We start from the raw sequence: 16,243 nt of genomic DNA on the forward strand, positions 1-16,243 counted from the left end.
GTGACCGCTTACACTTTCATAACAACTACCGACGAATATTACGGCGCAGTTGTTCATCGAGGCGTTGCTGATAGCCCGCCCGTGGCGCTTTATATAAAAACGCTGTCGTAAATTTGATAGTTACGGCTGTTGCGCCGCACGTTCGAGCGTAATGATCAGGCCCGACTTTAAAGTCGTCTGATATTGCCCATTACGTTGTCTGCTGAAAAACTGAATCCTTGAACCTTCTTTGCCGGTGATCGACAAGCCATCGGGATCGGGAAACCAGCCCACTGGTACTTCTTCCAGCCATGCGCCCAGACACTCGGAAATCAATGTTTTGTTCGCTGCCAGTTCAACACCACAGGTGTTTGACGGTTTGTCCTGGAGCTTTTGCGCATCCGCTGCATCTTCGCGAGCCGACAACGTTGCTTGCCAATGGCCGGCGAATGCCGAGGGTTCTTCGAGTCTGAGGCTGCTTGCCATGCTTGTTTCTCCAGAAATCATGAAGAGCGATGCCGTAAACCACGCCACTGCCTTGTAGGTAAAAGCCTTACTGACCATGGGAATATTCGCTCCGGCACGTAGCCTTGCCCACTGAATCATTCGATGCAAGTAAAGAAAGCGACGCTCGCACGCCGCTTTCCCCGGCTACATCACGCCACGATGTCGCTGGTCGCTGCCTGGCCAACCGTGCTGACGATGAAGTCAGCCACGCCGTGCCCGGAGAAGTCCACCGACAGCAAGCTGTTGCCGCCCGACGAGGTCAGCACTGCGTCGCCCACCGCACCGGTGAAGTTGCTGACGAAGTGCAGGCCTGCACCGTTGGTGATCCCGGTCAGGTCGATTTTGTCGAGACCGCTGACAAAATCGAGGATCTGATCCACCGCACCCGGTTTGGAATCCGAGCTGGCAGCGAACACAAAGGTGTCCGAACCGGCGCCGCCCCACAGTTTGTCGGCACCACCGGCGCCCCAGATGATGTCGTTGCCGGCACCGCCCTTCAACTCGTTGGACACACTGTTGCCAATCAACAGATCGTTGCCCGAACCGCCAATGGCATTCTCGATGATCGCGCCTTTGGCAATGGACACGTTACCGATCATGCCGCCAACGTCAGAGAACGAGGCATCATTGAGGTTGATCTTCTGGTTTTGGGTAAAACCAGAGAAGTCCAGGGTGTCCTTGCCGCCCGCATCCCACACCGAGAACACCAACTTGTCGCTCGACGACGAGGCGCTGAGGAAATCGCGACCGGCGTTGGAGTTGAAGCCGTAAGTGGTGTCGCCGGTACGGATATTGGTGTTGGCACCGTAGAGTTTCTGGATGGCCGCGATATCGTCCATCAGCGGGCCAGACGCATAGGCTTCGACGCCGCCCTTGCTGAAGTTCTGGTTGGTGTTGCTCTCGCTCCAGTAACTCATGAGGCTGTAGCCGCGGGTGTCTTGCCCGTAGGAAGCGTCGTTGTAAGTCGGGTTGCCATTGCCGGCGTTGTAGTCGCCCGGGTGGGCCAGACCGAGGCTGTGGCCGATCTCGTGGGTCAGGGTCTGACGGCCGTAGTTGTTCAGATCCGGGTTCTTGTTTTGCGTGTAGCCACTGTTGATCAGGTACCACGATGTGCCGTCGTAACCGGCGCCGGTGCCTGGCAGATAGGCGAACGCTGCCGCGCCGTCCTGGCCACCGCTGTAGTTACCGAAGGTCATGTGGCCGTCACCGCCCGAGGCTTTCTCGGTGAAGGTCACGTTGGCGGCGTCGGCCCAGGATTGCATGGCGAGCGCTGCCTGAGCTTTTTGCTGGGTGCTGAACTGGCTGAACCCGCTGATCCCGTGTTTGTTCATCGTGCTCGACGACGCAGAAGTCAGGAACGTGTAGGTAAGTTCGATCTTGCCGCTGCCGTCCTTGTCCTGGTAGGCAGCACCGTCGCGCAGCAACTGGGTGGCGGCCTGGTCGACGGAGAAGGAGGGTTTGCCATTGACCGTGAGGTTGCCGCCACGATCGTATTGATGGCTGAAACTATTGATCTGGTTCCAGGCCGAACTGGCGGCTGCCAGTGACTGAACGGCACCGACCGGCTGGAAAGCCTGTTCGGCAGCATCAATAGCTTTGGTTTTAACTTTCGACATAAACACACTTCCTTGTTTAGCAATGGAACAGTTTTTGTCCGATAGCGGCGATCCCTGGCGAGATCGTCCTATCACTCGCCCCATTGAGGGCGAAAGAAAACTGACACAATTTGAAATCTGCCGTAAAGGATTTTTTTGGAATGAAATCTGAGTGTTTCTGAAAACTGCCGTAAACAAAGCGCGCGAGGTCTAAAGAATGTTTAAAGTTGCGGGCTTTCGCCTAATTGTCTGACGATTTTATATTTAATTATTAAATATCGGTAAGTTGTGTTTTGTTAGCTGCGTCTCACTTTCCGCACTTCAACAGTGCAGTGCCAGTGTATTGATATCAATTATTCAAATCACCGAATTACAAATGTGGGAGCGGGCTTGCTCGCGAAAGCGTCGGATCAGTCAACATTGATGTTGAATGACACATTGCATTCGCGAGCAAGCCCGCTCCCACAGATTTTGTATTTTCGATCGAATCCGTGCGCCCACCAAGTGGACCGTCGTCCGTGCCATCGATAGCAGAACAACGTCGTATTTTCGCGAGCCCCAGAATTTGGTCATGAAATTGAGCATCCCATTGATGGACAATGGGTTGACTTGGCACTAGTAAACGACAGAGATCAGCGATCAAAAACCTGTCATACCTGACATTTTTTTAAACGCTTGGGAATGAGGATAGATGGTTAGATCCATCCTCTTTTGTTTGCCGTAAACGATCAGTTCGGGATTTAAGGCGCATCTGCCACGAAAATTACCGTGACATGGTATTGATCATTTGCCAGCGTTTCGGTCTCGAACTCAAGTTTCCCGTTAATCTTCTTATCCGGATGGTGCTGAAACTTCACAGTTCCAGATTTCGCGGTGTATCGCGTGCTTGGGTTGCTTCTCCCATAGCGAAGTGTTCGAATTTCCGGAGCGTTGTAAGGAAAATCCCCCGAAGGTTGCTCAGAATTTTTGAATTGAAGGGCTATAGAAGCCTCCCCTCCTTCCGCTTCCGGATCAGGAATTTCAGCGTAAACAGTCAAAAAACCATCATCATTATTTCTCCAGACTTCCTCAGTATTGAACTCATAACTCTTATTGCTCAGGAGGTTCTTCACCTCACCCTTAAAAGTGCCTTTAACCGAATTAGTTTTCACCCGTTTGAAATTCTGTTCCTTTGACATGTGCAACCTTCCTTATGCGTGGAATCGACGCGATTCCGGTAAAGACATTAGAAAGGAAAATGACCGCACCGTAACCTGTCAAATCTGACAGGTATAAAAACATAAATTCTTATCGCAACAATACAGAAATCGCCGGGCATTCCGCCCGGCGCTACCTGTTTCAACTACCCGTTCTAATCTTGTTCCAAACCCGCGTACGAATCCGGTCGATATTCAGCGGCATCGCCTCCAGTGCAAACAACTTGCCCATCATTTCCGGACTCGGATACACCTTGGTGTCGTTTTTGATGGCCGGGTCGATGAGGCTGTCGGCCTGTTCGTTGCCGTTGGCGTAGTGCACGTAGTTGCTGATGCCGGCCATGACGTCCGGGCGCAGCAGGTAGTTCATGAACGCGTACCCGGCCTTCTCGTCCGGTGCATCGACCGGCATGGCGACCATGTCGAACCAGATCGCCGCGCCTTCCTTGGGAATGTTGTAACCGATGTCGACACCGTTCTTGGCTTCCTTGGCGCGGTTTTCCGCTTGCAGAATGTCGCCAGAGAAACCGACTGCCACGCAGATATCGCCGTTGGCCAGGTCGCTGGTGTATTTCGAGGAATGGAAGTAGCTGACGTACGGCCGCACTTTCATCAGCAGCGCTTCAGCCTTTTTGTAGTCTTCGGGATTTTTGCTGTGGTGCGGCAAGCCCAAATAATTGAGCGCTGCCGGGAGCAATTCCGGGCCGTTGTCGAGGATGGCCACGCCGCACTTCTGCAGTTTTTCCATGTTCTCGGGTTTGAAGATCAGATCCCAGGAATCCACCGGTGCATCGTCGCCCAGCACGGCTTTGACCTTGGCGATGTTGTAGCCGATGCCGGTGCTGCCCCACAAATACGGGAAGCCGTGTTCGTTGTTCGGGTCGTTGACCTGCAACGCCTTGAGTAGCACCGGGTTGAGGTTTTTCCAGTTAGGCAACTGGCTCTTGTCGAGTTTCTTCAGCGCCCCGCCCTGAATCTGCCGCGCCATGAAGTGGTTGGACGGAAACACCACGTCGTAACCGGATTTGCCGGTCATCAACTTGCCGTCGAGGGTTTCGTTACTGTCGTAGACGTCATAGGTAACGCCAACGCCGGTTTCTTTTTGGAAATTCTTGGTGGTGTCTGGCGCGATGTAGTCGGACCAGTTGTACACCTTGACCGTGTCCGCCGCCTGAGCGAGGGAAACGGCCAGCATCAGCGGTGCCAGAGCGAGGGTCTTGCGGATCATGGGTCGATTCCTGTGTAGGTTTTTTTGTTGGCAGGCAATCAAAGGGATCAAACGATCAGAAAATCAGGACATAGGTCTTGCGCACGGTCTCTTCGATGTCCCAGATACCGAGCGTGTTGGCCGGCAACATCAGTGCGTCGCCACCTTGTATGTGCAGGGTTTCGCCGCCACCGTCCGGGGTGAACGTGCAACGCCCGGAGATGAAATGGCAGAACTCTTGCGCGGTGATCTGCCGGCGCCAGCGGCCCGGGGTGCATTCCCAGACGCCGGTTTCGACGCCGTCGTCGCGCTCGACGCTGGTGGTCGAAGCGATAGCAATTGGTTCGCCAAGAGGAACGGCCACCGGGTTGGATTCGTCGAGGTGCAATGTCGCGGTGTTTTTGAACTGGGTAATGCTCATGGTCTGACCTGTCTTTTGGGCGTTCTTAAAATCAATCGACGTTTAGTGCATGAAACCTTCCATGAAACCGGCCACTTGGCTGGCGAGTTTGCGCCGCCATGGCGCGGTCGCCGGATTGGCCAGGGTCTGGTCTTCATGGACGAAGCTTTTGATGATCGCGTTGTAACCGAGCCAGCGGCACGGCTCCGGTTCCCAGGCGCGCAGCGCATGAATGCCGCCGTCCGGCAGTACCCACGGCTGATGCACCAGTTCGCTGTCGCGTTCAAGAATCAGGTCCGCCAGGGTGCGGCCGCCGAGGTTGCTGGCGCCGACGCCCTCCCCGCCATAACCGCCGGACAGCGCGATGCCATTGGCACGATCGCAGAGCATGTGCGGCTTGAAGTGTCGCGACATGCCGAGGTTGCCGCCCCAGGCGTGAGTGATTTGCACGTTTTTCAGTTGCGGGAACAGTTCGCCGAACAGATAACGGCGCAGTTCGACCTCATCGCGGGTCAGATCGAAGTTGTGGCGCAGCTTGCCGGCGAACTGATAACCGCCACGGGCACCGAAGATCAGGCGGTTGTCGGCACTGCGCTGACCGTAAGTGACCTGACGGCTGAATTCGCTGAAGGCCTGGCCGCGATTGAGGCCAATCTCATCCCAAGTGGCGGCGGACAACGGTTCGGTGGCGACAATCAGGCTTTGCACCGGCAATTGATAACGGCCGAGCGGCGGCAAGGTCACCGAATAACCTTCAACGGCCGGGACGATCCAGCGACTGCGCACGCTGGCCTTGGCGGTACGCAAGCTGCCGGACTGCCAATGCGTGACCGGACTGTTTTCGTAGATCTTCACACCCATGCTTTGCACGGTTCGCGCGAGACCACGCACCAGTTTCGCCGGGTGAATGGTCGCCACGTGCGGTGCGTAGATGCCACCGTAAGGTTTGGCCACGCGAATCTGCTGCGCCAATTGCTCGGGGCTGAGCCAGCGGTAGTCGTTGTCGTTCAGGCCTTGGGCGTGCAGTTTCGCCAGGTATTCACGCAGCGTGGCTTCCTGCTCCGGATAACGCGCCGCGCAATACAACACGCCGCCCTTGCGATAATCGCAGTCGATGCCTTCGCGTTCGAGGACGACTTCAACTTCATCGGGAATGCTGTGCAGCAGATCAAACGAGGCGCGGCGCTGATCCGGTGACAGTCCGGCGAGCAAGCGATCTTCACCGAGCAGATTGCCCATCAGCCAACCGCCGTTGCGACCCGACGCGCCAAACCCGGCGGTTTGCGCCTCGACGATGGCAATGTCCAGACCGGGGGCGAGTTTCTTCAGGTAGTACGCCGTCCACAGCCCGGTGTAACCGGCGCCGATGATCGCCACGTCAACGTCGAGATCCTGCGTCAGCTCGGGCCGCGCGGTCAGCGGCTCGTCGAGTTGATCCATCCACAAACTGATAGTGCGCCACGCCGGCATGCAAGACTCCGCCACTGAAAACCTTCGATGGCGTCGATCCTAGTGCGTGGGCTTAAGCGTTGTCTTGCGCGCGTGTCCGCAAAGAAATTTGTTTGACGTAGGCCTTCGGTGACTGGCCGGTGTGCTGACGGAAACAGCTGTAAAACGCCGAGACCGAGTTGAATCCGGCAGCAAATGCTAATTCATCAATGCGCACGGGGGGCGTGGCGCCATCCAGCGAGCGCAACAAATGCTGCAACCGCGCTTGGTTTACGTAGCGATAGAAGCTTTGCCCCAACACCTGATTGAGCAGGTAAGAAATCTGATTGCGGCTGTACCCGCACTCCTTCGCCACTCGCTGCAGGTCGAGTGCGGGATCGAGATACGGTTGCTGTTTTTCGAAGTATTGCTGCAGATCTTCGGCCATAAAGCTCAGTTGCCGTGGCGACAAGCCCAGACGACTGACCGCCGGGCGCTGATTCGACGCCGAAGTACCGCCTGCCTGCGCACGCACCAGTGAGGCGTATTCGTTGACGCGCCAGATCAGTCCGTCCTTGACCGTGATCGCTTCACTGGAGCGGAACGACACCAAACCGTCGCCGCCGCGCAATGTCACTTCGTATTGAATGAACGCGGTGTTGCCGTCGACGCGAATGCGGTCGCAATGCTCGAGCGCTTCGTCGGATTCTCGCGGCATGCTGACACGCACGTACTCGCGCAGGTCGTCGAGGCCGAGCACGCGGTTCTGGAAAAAGTCGTTGTATTCGATGTCCGGGTGATACAGCGCCATGACGGCGTCCAGATCGCGGTGTTTCCAGCTCAGGTGATAGCGCATGACCGTGGCGGCCGTGGCCTCGGTCTGTTTTGGGCCGTCGTCGTCGGCGTGCATAAAAGGCTCGGCGAAAAGAAACCGAGCTTGCCCAACTTCGCCTCGGGCAGCAATGGCCAATCGATAGTGGCCATTTGGCGATAAGTGCATTTGGCGTGACGCACATCAAAAAACCGGTCGCAATCGCCAAATGAACTGAAAAATCTCACAGAAAATTCACATCCGGATGCTACTTTTAAGTCCTGACACTGGTTGAGCCAATGAAGGCTCTTCCCACCTACCATGAGCAAAAGGAAACGCTCGATGATGAAGGCGGGCAACAACATGAATAAAGGGTCAAGCAAAGTCACGTTCCCCAACGCTTGCCAGCTGATGCGCTGGCATTTTCATCCCATGGGTTTCGAGGCCACGATGGACGCGCCGGGCAGCATGGTCGCGCGTCTGTTTGATCGCGCCAGCGGCGAAACCCTGATCGCCATCGCCGGCATCCCGTGTGCAACGGTGATGAATGCGGCGGATGTCGAGCGGATGATTGAAGCGGTGGAGGATGAGCTGGAAGCTTTCATACCGCCTGAATCTCTCAGGAGTTACGCATAAGTTTCTGATTAACAAATAAAAGCCCGCCGTTAAGCGGGCTTTTTTGTGGGCGAAGGTTTCAGGCGGTCTGGCTTTCTGCGCGGTGATCGACAAAGAACGCCTTGCCTTTGGCCACCCGCTCGGACGCTCGCGGCATATTCACCGCTTGGCTTTCCTGTGGTTCGACGTACCAATAGCAATGGCTGACGGCACGGGTGATGCCGACATAAGCCAGGCGCAGGATTTCGTCTTTTTGCGCGCTGTCGTAAGGCTCGCTGTCGCCGCTTTTGCCTAGACCGGCCATGCGGTAAACCTGATTCTTGTACGGCGAGCTGGTCAGGTGCTGACAATCGCCGAGCAAAAATACCGCATCTGCCTGCAAGCCTTTGGCGCTGTGATAGGTCAGTTGTTTAAGGCGCCGAGCTTCGTATGGCAAGCTCGAATCCACATTAACTACAGACTGAATGTGCTGCTCTATCAATAACTTATCGCTGCTTTTTCGATAGAGCATCAAGATCGAATGGCCCTGACGGTAGTGTTCGGCGAGGCGCTGACCAAGACCTTGGTCATCGCGCTCCAGCACATTAACCGGTTGCAGTGGTTTGGGCTCGCCGCTGGACTTGGCTTTCTTGCCGGGGATCGCCGGCGCTGCGCGAACGATGTGCTCGGCGGCGTCGATGATGTGCTGGTGGCTGCGATAGTTGTCGCTGAGCATGACCCGCGTGGTGCTCGGCGACGGGAATTCCTTGTTGAATTCCATGAAATAACTCGGCGAACTGCCTCGCCAGCCGTAAATCGACTGCCAGTCATCACCCACACACAGCAACGACGAGCGTTGCGCACCCCGCCCGACATGCATGGCCGGGCCTCGGCTGCGAATCTCCGTGAGGCTCGCGCGAATCCACGAGACGATCTGCGGCGAGACGTCCTGAAACTCGTCGATCATCAGGTGCGACATCGGTCGCAGCAGCTCATCGCTGAGCAACTTGAGGTTCTCCGGTGAGTGTTCGCTGAACAGCGCAAACATGCGGTTGTAGGTCATCACCGGCGGTTTCTGATCCAGCAGATGATCTTCCAGCGCACGCCAGAACAGGCTCAAGGCCTCGAAAAAGAACCGATCCGGGTCTTCCTTGGCGAAACTCATGCGGCCTACGGCGTCCGGCACGTCCAGTCCCAGGTTCTCGATAAAGCCTGCGGCGGCGACGAAACAATCGAGTAGCGGCGCGGAAGCGAGTTCGCCTTTGACCTTGTAATCAAAGCCCGGACCCGCGCTGGCATCACCGGCCAACGTGGCCAATACGCGCCTCGATGTTTCATAGGAATCTATCCATATCAATGGCTTACGACAGAAAGCTTGAAACAGAGTGCGCTTAACCGCCCATTCTGCGCGGATAGAGAGTTTGGCGTTTGGCCGACAGATCTGGGCGTTTTCACGCGGATCAAAGCCCAGTACCACCCACGCGTCGAGGCTTGGAATGTAGCCATGGGCATGGAATTTAGCGCCATTGATGTCGAAGGTCTGGCGGTTCGGTTCGATGCCTTTGATGGGCCAGGCGCCCGCGCGAAACCATAGATCCTCGATGGCGTCGCAGAGTTCTTCGTCGCGCTTGGCCGCCAGCTCGGTTACCGCCACGCGTTTCTGCACGTCCGGGTGATCGCGTTCCAGCTCTTTAAGCTGCATCGCGGCGCGAGACAGCGGCTGGATCAATTCGCGAAAACGTTCATCGCGAGTAAACAATCGGTGATAACAGGCATTGAGCTGCTGACGCTGGGCGTCGTTGATGCGCAGGTCGAAAGGGTTGCTGTCGACGTCCTCATCGCCACCCTGCGGGCGATTGCTGAGGTTTTCGAAGGCTTGCAGGCGTTCGAACCCCGGCAGGCTGCGCACCATCGGCAAAATGCGCGAGTGAAAGGTGCGCACCAGTTCGCGCGCCTGTTTCGGGCTCAAAGTCTGACCCCAGAGCGCGAACATTTCCATCAGCTTATTGATGAAGTCTTTGCGCGACTCTCGGGTGAAGGTCACCACGGTCATCGAATCCAGCTCAAAACCCAGATAGTGCGTGAGCAGCAGAATGCGCAGCACCAGCGTGGTCGACTTGCCTGCCCCGGCGCCGGCAACCACTGAAGTGGACGGCGTCTCGCTGAAAATCATTTTCCATTGCGCGGCACTCGGTTGCGCCTTTTCCGGCAGCAGACGGGCGACATCGGCTTTGATGCGTTTCTTCAGATCGGCGGTCAGTGGCAAACGCCAATCATCGAACAAGTGGTTGTCGATGCTCGGCGGTCGATGCTCGGTGTTGCGGCTGTCGCGAATCAGCAGAACCTGACGGCCTTCCTCCAACCCTTCAAGCTTGCCTTCGTTAAAACCGTATTCGACGCCAGCGGTGTGCCCGCTGCGAAAGCCGTCGGCCTGGCCATGCAGCCACGACGCGCGGTGTTGAGCGCGTAAACGGGTCAGGCCGTGGCCGAAGAAACGCGCGGCCAAACGCTTGAACCAAGGCATCTCGGCCAGAGGACGAAGTTCGGGAGGTAGATCGGGGGTGTGTTGCGCCACGCTGACGGACTCCAGGGTGTGAGGCTGTTGACTCTATGGTGTCTGCATTTGCCGTCGAGTTCTAGCGAAATGCTTGCAGGTCATTGGTTTAGGCGATGAATTGAAGGTAGCGCTTAATCATTTTTACGCTTTTTTCTATCGACTGATTCGATGGTAATGCCGCAGTTTTTACGCTTTTTATCGATGTTTGGCTGATGGATGATGGCCGTCATAAACCACGTTTTCAGGAGACGATCATGCTCGAACTCAGACCCTTCAGCTCGCTGGGCGGCGCCCATCACGGCTGGTTGGATGCCCATCACCATTTTTCGTTCGCCGAATACTACGATCCGCAACGCATGAATTGGGGCAACCTGCGGGTGTGGAACGACGACGTGATCGCCGCTGGCACAGGCTTCCCGCAGCACCCGCATCGCGACATGGAAATCATCACCTATGTGCGTGAAGGTGCGATTACCCACCAGGACAATCTGGGCAACAAGGGCCGCACCGAGGCTGGCGACGTGCAGGTGATGAGCGCTGGCACCGGTATTGCGCACAGCGAATACAACCTGGAGGCGCGTGACACCAAGATCTTTCAGATCTGGATTTTGCCGACCGAGACTGGCGCACCGCCGTCGTGGGGTGCGAAGCCGTTCCCGAAAGGCCAGCGCGAAGGTTTTGTGACGCTGGCGAGCGGTAAGGACGGCGATGATCAGAGCCTGCGGATTCGCGCCGATGCGCGTTTGGTAGCAGCGAATATAAAGGCTGGGGAAACGGCGGAGTATCGACTGGATGAAGGCCGCCGGGCATATCTGGTACCCGCGACTGGCGTGATTGAGGTCAATGGCTTGCGGGCAGAAGCGCGGGACGGTGTGGCGGTTGCGCAAGAGCGAGTGTTGACGGTCACGGCGATTGAAGACAGCGAGATTGTGCTGGTTGATCTGGCTTAAGTGGCAGGCATGAAAAAGGGGTGACCATTTTGGTCACCCCTTTTTTGCATCTGACATACGGCCCTGTGGCTGAGTGTCTTAGTGGTGAGGGGATTTATCTGTGGCGAGGGGATTTATCCCCGTTGGGCTGCGCAGCAGCCCCCAGCAATTTAAAAAGCGAGGGTCGCTTCGCAACCCAACGGGGATAAATCCCCTCGCCACATTTAAATCGCTACACCCAGTTAAGTCGCTGCACCACAGTTAAATAGCTAAAACACCACAACAGGCGTTGTGGTGATTGCCACTATTTCGTGGAAATCGCCCCATCCACCAACGTCTGCGCCTCTGCCACCAGTTGCTTGAGGTGGTCGTCGCCAATAAAGCTTTCAGCGTAGATCTTGTAGATGTCCTCAGTGCCCGACGGACGCGCCGCGAACCAGCCGTTCTCGGTCATCACTTTCAAACCACCGATCGCCTGATCATTGCCCGGCGCATGACTCAGAATGCTCTGAATCTTCTCGCCCGCCAGTTCAGTCGACGTCACTTGCGTCGGCGACAACTTGCTCAGCAAAGCCTTTTGTTCCGGATTCGCCTTGGCGTCTACGCGCACGGAGAACGGTTCGCCCAGTTCATCGGTCAATGCACGGTAAGCCTGACTCGGGTCGCGACCGGTACGGGCAGTCATTTCCGCTGCCAACAGGGCCGGGATCAGACCGTCCTTGTCAGTGCTCCAAACGCCGCCATCCTTACGCAGGAACGATGCACCGGCGCTCTCCTCACCGCCAAAACCCAGCGAGCCGTCGAACAGACCGTCGGCGAACCATTTGAAGCCGACCGGCACTTCGTACAGACGACGACCCAGACGCTTGGCCACGCGATCGATCAAGCCACTGCTGACCACGGTTTTACCCACGCCAGCATCGGCGCGCCATTGCGGACGGTTCTGGAACAGGTAATCGATGGACACGGCGAGGTAGTTGTTCGGCGCCAGCAAACCACCGGACGGCGTGACGATGCCGTGGCGGTCGTGATCCGGATCGCAGGCGAAAGCCACGTCGAAACGCTCTTTCAGACCGATCAGACCTTGCATCGCATGGCTGGACGATGGATCCATGCGAATCTGACCATCCCAGTCGACGGTCATGAAACGGAAGGTCGCATCGACCTCTTTGTTGACCACTTCCAGATCCAGACGATAGTGCTCGGCAATCGCCGACCAGTAGCGCACCCCTGCTCCGCCCAACGGATCCACGCCCAGACGCAGTTTGGCGTCACGAATGGCGTCGAAGTCGATCACGTTGATCAGGTCGGCGACGTAGGTGTTGAGGTAATCATGGCGGTGCGTGGTGCTGGCCTTGAGCGCTTGCTCGTAGCTGATGCGATTTACGCCCGCCAGTTTGTTCGCCAGCAACTCGTTGGCCTTGGCTTCGATCCACTTGGTGATGTGGGTATCGGCCGGGCCGCCGTTGGTTGGGTTGTATTTGTAGCCGCCGCTTTGTGGCGGGTTGTGCGATGGCGTAATAACCACGCCGTCCGCCAGGCCAGTGGTACGGCCACGGTTGTAGCAAAGAATCGCGTGGGAGATCGCCGGCGTTGGTGTGTATTCATCACCTTCGGCGATCATGACGGTCACGCCGTTGGCGGCCAGTACTTCCAGCGCGCTCGCCCCGGCCGGGGTCGACAATGCGTGAGTGTCGATGCCGACAAACAGCGGGCCGGTGATGCCCTGGGCTTCGCGGTACAGGCAGATTGCCTGGCTGATGGCCAGAACGTGCCATTCATTGAAACTCAAATCAAAGGAACTGCCCCGGTGCCCGGACGTGCCGAACGCCACGCGCTGGGTCGAAATCGATGCATCAGGCTGGCCGGTGTAATAGGCCGTTACCAGTCGCGGGATATCGACCAACAATTCTGCCGGTGCCGGTTTGCCCGCAAAAGGACTGAGTGTCATGCAAAACCTCTGAGATCGAGTGGTTCAGGAAATACAGCGCAGTTTACTGGCAGTTTGACCGCAGTGCGATGGGATGTATCCGACGCTCTCAGAAGTTTTCTAACGTTACTCGGTGGGCGCAAGGCGCAAGGCGTCACCGACAAGCCCGACGACGCTGGCCAGGTCGTGATCGCTATGACTGACCGAACTCAATCGCAAGTGCTGCGCATGGTGACGATGCAGGCTGAACAACTCGCCGGGGGCAATCACGATCTGTTGCCTGAGCAAGTGATGAAAAACCTCAGTCATGTTCACCGAACGCACCGAACGGATCCACACCGTCGCACCGCCCTGCGGCTCGACAATCTCCACCGCATCGCCCAACCGCTCACGCAACAGCTGAATCAAATGCGTTCGGCGCTCCTTAAGCAGGCGCCTTAACACCAACAGGTGCTGATCGATGCGTCCGCTCGCATACAGCCGAGCAATGGCTTTTTGCCGAGTCGCCGACAAGCGAAACGAACGCAGCAGAAAATGCCGCTGCAATTCGCTGCGCCACTGACGCGAAAGGACAAAACCGTAGGGCGCCTCGCTGCCAATGATCTTGTCGAAGGCCGAGAACACCAGTAAGCGATCAGGATCGAGCCAGTCGCGCAGATGCTGACCATCGTGCGCATCCAGCAACTCGCAGCAACAGTCATTCTCCAGCACCCAAGTGCCCTGCTCCGCGAGCAATTGCGCGATCAATTGCCGATTGGCTGATGGCCCTGCGCTGCCGTGCGGCAGGTTCAGTGCCGAAGACAGCACAATCAGCCGTACTGGCTCGGTCTTGAGTAGCGACGCCAATAATTGCGGATCCAGCGCTCCGTCTATCTGCAACGGTAACTCGACGACCCGCACCTCGGCCGCTTCCAACAGCCGCAAGATCACCCAGTCGCAAGGCGACTCGACCAGCACCGTGGCCTGGCGCAATTCCAGCACGGCGATGAGTATTTCCAGCACCGCGCGCAGATCGGCGCCGATGTAGACGTCATCGGCGTGCCAACAATGTGTCGGCGATGTGGTGTAGCGAGCCGCCAAAACGGTGCGCAACTCCGGTTCACCGCAGGGTTGCAGCACCCATTGCGGCTGGCGCGGATACTGCCGCAGCAACTCCCTTTCAAGCATCAGCAACGGACTGTCCAGTGGTTGCAGCGAAGCCGGCTCATCGGTGCTCAACACACACACGCCCGGCCGGCGAGCGTTTACATAGACGGCCTCAAGCAGATCACCGCCATTCGCGGACGGCACTATCAGCGACGGCGCCTTTGCGTAATAGCCGGATTTGGCTATCGAATACACCCGCCCTTCCTTCTCCAGCAAGGAATACGCATATTGGATGGTCGAGATCGACACCTTCAAGCGATCCGCCAGTTGGCGCAATGACGGCAAACGCATTGCGCCAGCGGCGTCTGACTCGTTGATAACCGACGTCAGGTATCGATACACCGCCTGATAAGCGAAGTCATTTTCACGCAAGACCTTCATGAGCCTTCGTCCATAGGCATTGGCACAACCCGAGCCAAAAGGCTCAAGCTCAACCTTCTGCCGACCGGTCGTTCGAAATGCCCCCCGCCTGGATGGAATCAGAACCCTTGCCTGATGCTGCGATCGATTCAGGCATATGAATTGATCCCATCGCGTACAAACGGGTGATCAGCTTGACCGGCAATCCGCTGACGTCGGTCATCCACTTCATGACCTGCTCCGGCGCACTCGAGCCTTGCATGGCACGGTGCAGATCAGGCAATGCCACCAGCATTCCCGGGTGGCACTTGCGCAAAAACCGCTCGAGCCCGGCGCCTTGCGCAATGAAGGGTGAAAACAACAGGCACGTCAGCTGCGTTTCACTGATCGCGAACGTTGCCTGCAAGTGATTGGCGGCCTGTATGCGCCGCTGATCAAGATCCAGCAAGTTGCCGAATGCGGCGAGTAACTGCTCGCAGAGCGGCTCCGGAACCTGCTTGAGGCGCATCGTCAACAGGCTTTCCTGCAAATATTCGCTGATGCCGGCCTCGTACGTCCGCCCCTCGATCACGCTTGCCTGCAATCCTTGAAGGTGCGCGGCAAGCAGTGGCTCAACGTAGTCGTTGTCGCTGTGATACAGCGCAAGATCGTCGGCCTGGAACCCGAGAAAATCACTGAGCAAAGGCCAGCGCTCTTCAAGTTTTCCGACAACCATGTCGTTGATACCGATAAAACTGGTGCGACGACAGGCTTCGAATTTGCCTTCCGGGCGCCACTGCACGTGATCACCGTCCGCATGGAAATGACGGTAATAGTCGGAGCCCAACCCATCGAGCAACGAGAATAACGCTTCAAAACCGCCGTGCTCGGCTGGCAACCCACCGATCCCCGCCTTGAGCGCGGCACGATTGAGCCCTTCGAGAAACTGCTGTTGCCGACGTGGCGTTTCAGCACCAATCATCGCGTCGACGCCATTGTTCCAGCGGGCGATCTGGCTATAGAACTCCGCCGTGGCCAGATAGGCGTCATCCCACAGCTCCAGGGGCTCATCCCAAGTACGGCGATGGCCGACCATCAACAGATTGACGCGGCTGGCTTCACGACTGTCCTCACTCACGGGCGTCTGATAATCGAACGGCAGCACCTCGCGATGATCAACCATCAACAGCTCAACCCTGGGATCGTCATACAGAAACAGTGCGCTGTAGCTGCGGTGCATGTTTTGCAAAGCTGAATGACTGGTGCCGTTCCAGCGCAGGTTGGCCACGCGCAACTGGAACGTCGCCGGAGAACGACCGGCAAGGCTCAACTGCGCAGCCCGCAACAACGCCAGCGTGTAACAGCTGTCCCGCGAGCCCGACTGGACGACCAGCACCTTGAAATGACCGATGTTTTCCATGCCGCCAGCGGCCACCAGCAGTCGCTGCATCAATAGCTGCAACGCCGTACGTTCTGCGCGTGAGAAGAAGCTCAGCAAACGCTGCAGGACTTGCTGGTAGACATAATTCATTGCCTGATCATGGATCGTGCTCATCGGTATTTACCCGGTATCAATAGTTTCATGCTGCGCAGACTGAATGCTCGGTCGCACGACAATTCATCAA

At 57.1% G+C, this 16,243-nt stretch carries 13 protein-coding genes; 2 read left to right on the forward strand and 11 right to left on the reverse strand.

What is annotated here, in order from left to right:
- Positions 1–120: 120 nt before the first annotated feature.
- The 7 genes from ACIP1X_RS01025 to ACIP1X_RS01055 all read right to left on the reverse strand — a co-directional run bounded on the left by ACIP1X_RS01025 (position 121) and on the right by ACIP1X_RS01055 (position 7,222).
- Positions 121–543, reverse strand: coding sequence for an AprI/Inh family metalloprotease inhibitor (locus ACIP1X_RS01025; protein ID WP_400748482.1), 423 nt, complete (start codon positions 541–543; stop codon positions 121–123).
- Positions 544–635: 92 nt separating this feature from the next.
- The gene (locus ACIP1X_RS01030; protein WP_400748485.1) at positions 636–2,102 is read right to left on the reverse strand and encodes a serralysin family metalloprotease; all 1,467 of its coding nucleotides are present in this window, start codon (positions 2,100–2,102) and stop codon (positions 636–638) included.
- A 719-nt stretch (positions 2,103–2,821) separates the two neighbouring features.
- The gene (locus ACIP1X_RS01035; protein WP_400748488.1) at positions 2,822–3,259 is read right to left on the reverse strand and encodes a hypothetical protein; all 438 of its coding nucleotides are present in this window, start codon (positions 3,257–3,259) and stop codon (positions 2,822–2,824) included.
- Between the two features lie 160 nt (positions 3,260–3,419).
- A complete protein-coding gene (locus ACIP1X_RS01040; protein WP_053119952.1) occupies positions 3,420–4,505 on the reverse strand; it encodes a polyamine ABC transporter substrate-binding protein in 1,086 nt (361 codons plus the stop codon).
- A 55-nt stretch (positions 4,506–4,560) separates the two neighbouring features.
- Positions 4,561–4,905 carry a cupin domain-containing protein gene (locus ACIP1X_RS01045; RefSeq protein ID WP_212549460.1) on the reverse strand — a complete coding sequence of 115 codons (345 nt, stop codon included), beginning with the start codon at positions 4,903–4,905 and terminating at the stop codon, positions 4,561–4,563.
- A gap of 42 nt (positions 4,906–4,947) precedes the next feature.
- Complete coding sequence (locus ACIP1X_RS01050) at positions 4,948–6,354, reverse strand: NAD(P)/FAD-dependent oxidoreductase (RefSeq protein WP_400748491.1); 1,407 nt, start codon at positions 6,352–6,354, stop codon at positions 4,948–4,950.
- A 52-nt stretch (positions 6,355–6,406) separates the two neighbouring features.
- Positions 6,407–7,222, reverse strand: coding sequence for a helix-turn-helix domain-containing protein (locus tag ACIP1X_RS01055; protein WP_400748494.1), 816 nt, complete (start codon positions 7,220–7,222; stop codon positions 6,407–6,409).
- A 264-nt stretch (positions 7,223–7,486) separates the two neighbouring features.
- On the opposite strand from ACIP1X_RS01055, the gene ACIP1X_RS01060 reads away from it, so the two are divergent.
- Entirely contained in the window at positions 7,487–7,759 is a 273-nt protein-coding gene (locus tag ACIP1X_RS01060; RefSeq protein ID WP_053120469.1) for a DUF1652 domain-containing protein, read from the forward strand.
- Positions 7,760–7,817: 58 nt separating this feature from the next.
- On the opposite strand, the gene ACIP1X_RS01065 is transcribed toward ACIP1X_RS01060, so the two are convergent.
- Positions 7,818–10,292, reverse strand: a complete 2,475-nt coding sequence (locus ACIP1X_RS01065) for a UvrD-helicase domain-containing protein (protein ID WP_400748497.1) — start codon at positions 10,290–10,292, stop codon at positions 7,818–7,820.
- Between the two features lie 236 nt (positions 10,293–10,528).
- Here ACIP1X_RS01065 and ACIP1X_RS01070 point away from each other — a divergent pair, with 236 nt between their 5' ends.
- Positions 10,529–11,224, forward strand: a complete 696-nt coding sequence (locus ACIP1X_RS01070; RefSeq protein WP_400748500.1) for a pirin family protein — start codon at positions 10,529–10,531, stop codon at positions 11,222–11,224.
- Positions 11,225–11,507: 283 nt separating this feature from the next.
- Here ACIP1X_RS01070 and pgm read toward each other — a convergent pair whose 3' ends face one another.
- The 3 genes from pgm to ACIP1X_RS01085 form a co-directional block, all read right to left on the reverse strand.
- A complete protein-coding gene (gene pgm / locus ACIP1X_RS01075) occupies positions 11,508–13,154 on the reverse strand; it encodes a phosphoglucomutase (alpha-D-glucose-1,6-bisphosphate-dependent) (protein WP_400748503.1) in 1,647 nt (548 codons plus the stop codon).
- Between the two features lie 105 nt (positions 13,155–13,259).
- A complete protein-coding gene (locus tag ACIP1X_RS01080) occupies positions 13,260–14,660 on the reverse strand; it encodes a PLP-dependent aminotransferase family protein (protein WP_400748506.1) in 1,401 nt (466 codons plus the stop codon).
- 49 nt (positions 14,661–14,709) lie between these two features.
- Complete coding sequence (locus ACIP1X_RS01085) at positions 14,710–16,173, reverse strand: hypothetical protein (protein ID WP_400748509.1); 1,464 nt, start codon at positions 16,171–16,173, stop codon at positions 14,710–14,712.
- Positions 16,174–16,243 lie beyond the last annotated feature (70 nt).

The organism is Pseudomonas sp. NPDC088885, assembly GCF_044750025.1.
Lineage (GTDB): Bacteria > Pseudomonadota > Gammaproteobacteria > Pseudomonadales > Pseudomonadaceae > Aquipseudomonas > Aquipseudomonas rustica.

Bases quoted from the DNA above. Each gene is read 5' to 3' on its own strand.
- ACIP1X_RS01025 (WP_400748482.1), bottom strand. From the start codon at position 543: ATGGTCAGTAAGGCTTTTACCTACAAGGCAGTGGCGTGGTTTACGGCA.
- ACIP1X_RS01030 (WP_400748485.1), bottom strand. From the start codon at position 2,102: ATGTCGAAAGTTAAAACCAAAGCTATTGATGCTGCCGAACAGGCTTTC.
- ACIP1X_RS01035 (WP_400748488.1), bottom strand. From the start codon at position 3,259: ATGTCAAAGGAACAGAATTTCAAACGGGTGAAAACTAATTCGGTTAAA.
- ACIP1X_RS01040 (WP_053119952.1), bottom strand. From the start codon at position 4,505: ATGATCCGCAAGACCCTCGCTCTGGCACCGCTGATGCTGGCCGTTTCC.
- ACIP1X_RS01045 (WP_212549460.1), bottom strand. From the start codon at position 4,905: ATGAGCATTACCCAGTTCAAAAACACCGCGACATTGCACCTCGACGAA.
- ACIP1X_RS01050 (WP_400748491.1), bottom strand. From the start codon at position 6,354: ATGCCGGCGTGGCGCACTATCAGTTTGTGGATGGATCAACTCGACGAG.
- ACIP1X_RS01055 (WP_400748494.1), bottom strand. From the start codon at position 7,222: ATGCACGCCGACGACGACGGCCCAAAACAGACCGAGGCCACGGCCGCC.
- ACIP1X_RS01060 (WP_053120469.1), top strand. From the start codon at position 7,487: ATGAATAAAGGGTCAAGCAAAGTCACGTTCCCCAACGCTTGCCAGCTG.
- ACIP1X_RS01070 (WP_400748500.1), top strand. From the start codon at position 10,529: ATGCTCGAACTCAGACCCTTCAGCTCGCTGGGCGGCGCCCATCACGGC.
- pgm (WP_400748503.1), bottom strand. From the start codon at position 13,154: ATGACACTCAGTCCTTTTGCGGGCAAACCGGCACCGGCAGAATTGTTG.
- ACIP1X_RS01080 (WP_400748506.1), bottom strand. From the start codon at position 14,660: ATGAAGGTCTTGCGTGAAAATGACTTCGCTTATCAGGCGGTGTATCGA.
- ACIP1X_RS01085 (WP_400748509.1), bottom strand. From the start codon at position 16,173: ATGAGCACGATCCATGATCAGGCAATGAATTATGTCTACCAGCAAGTC.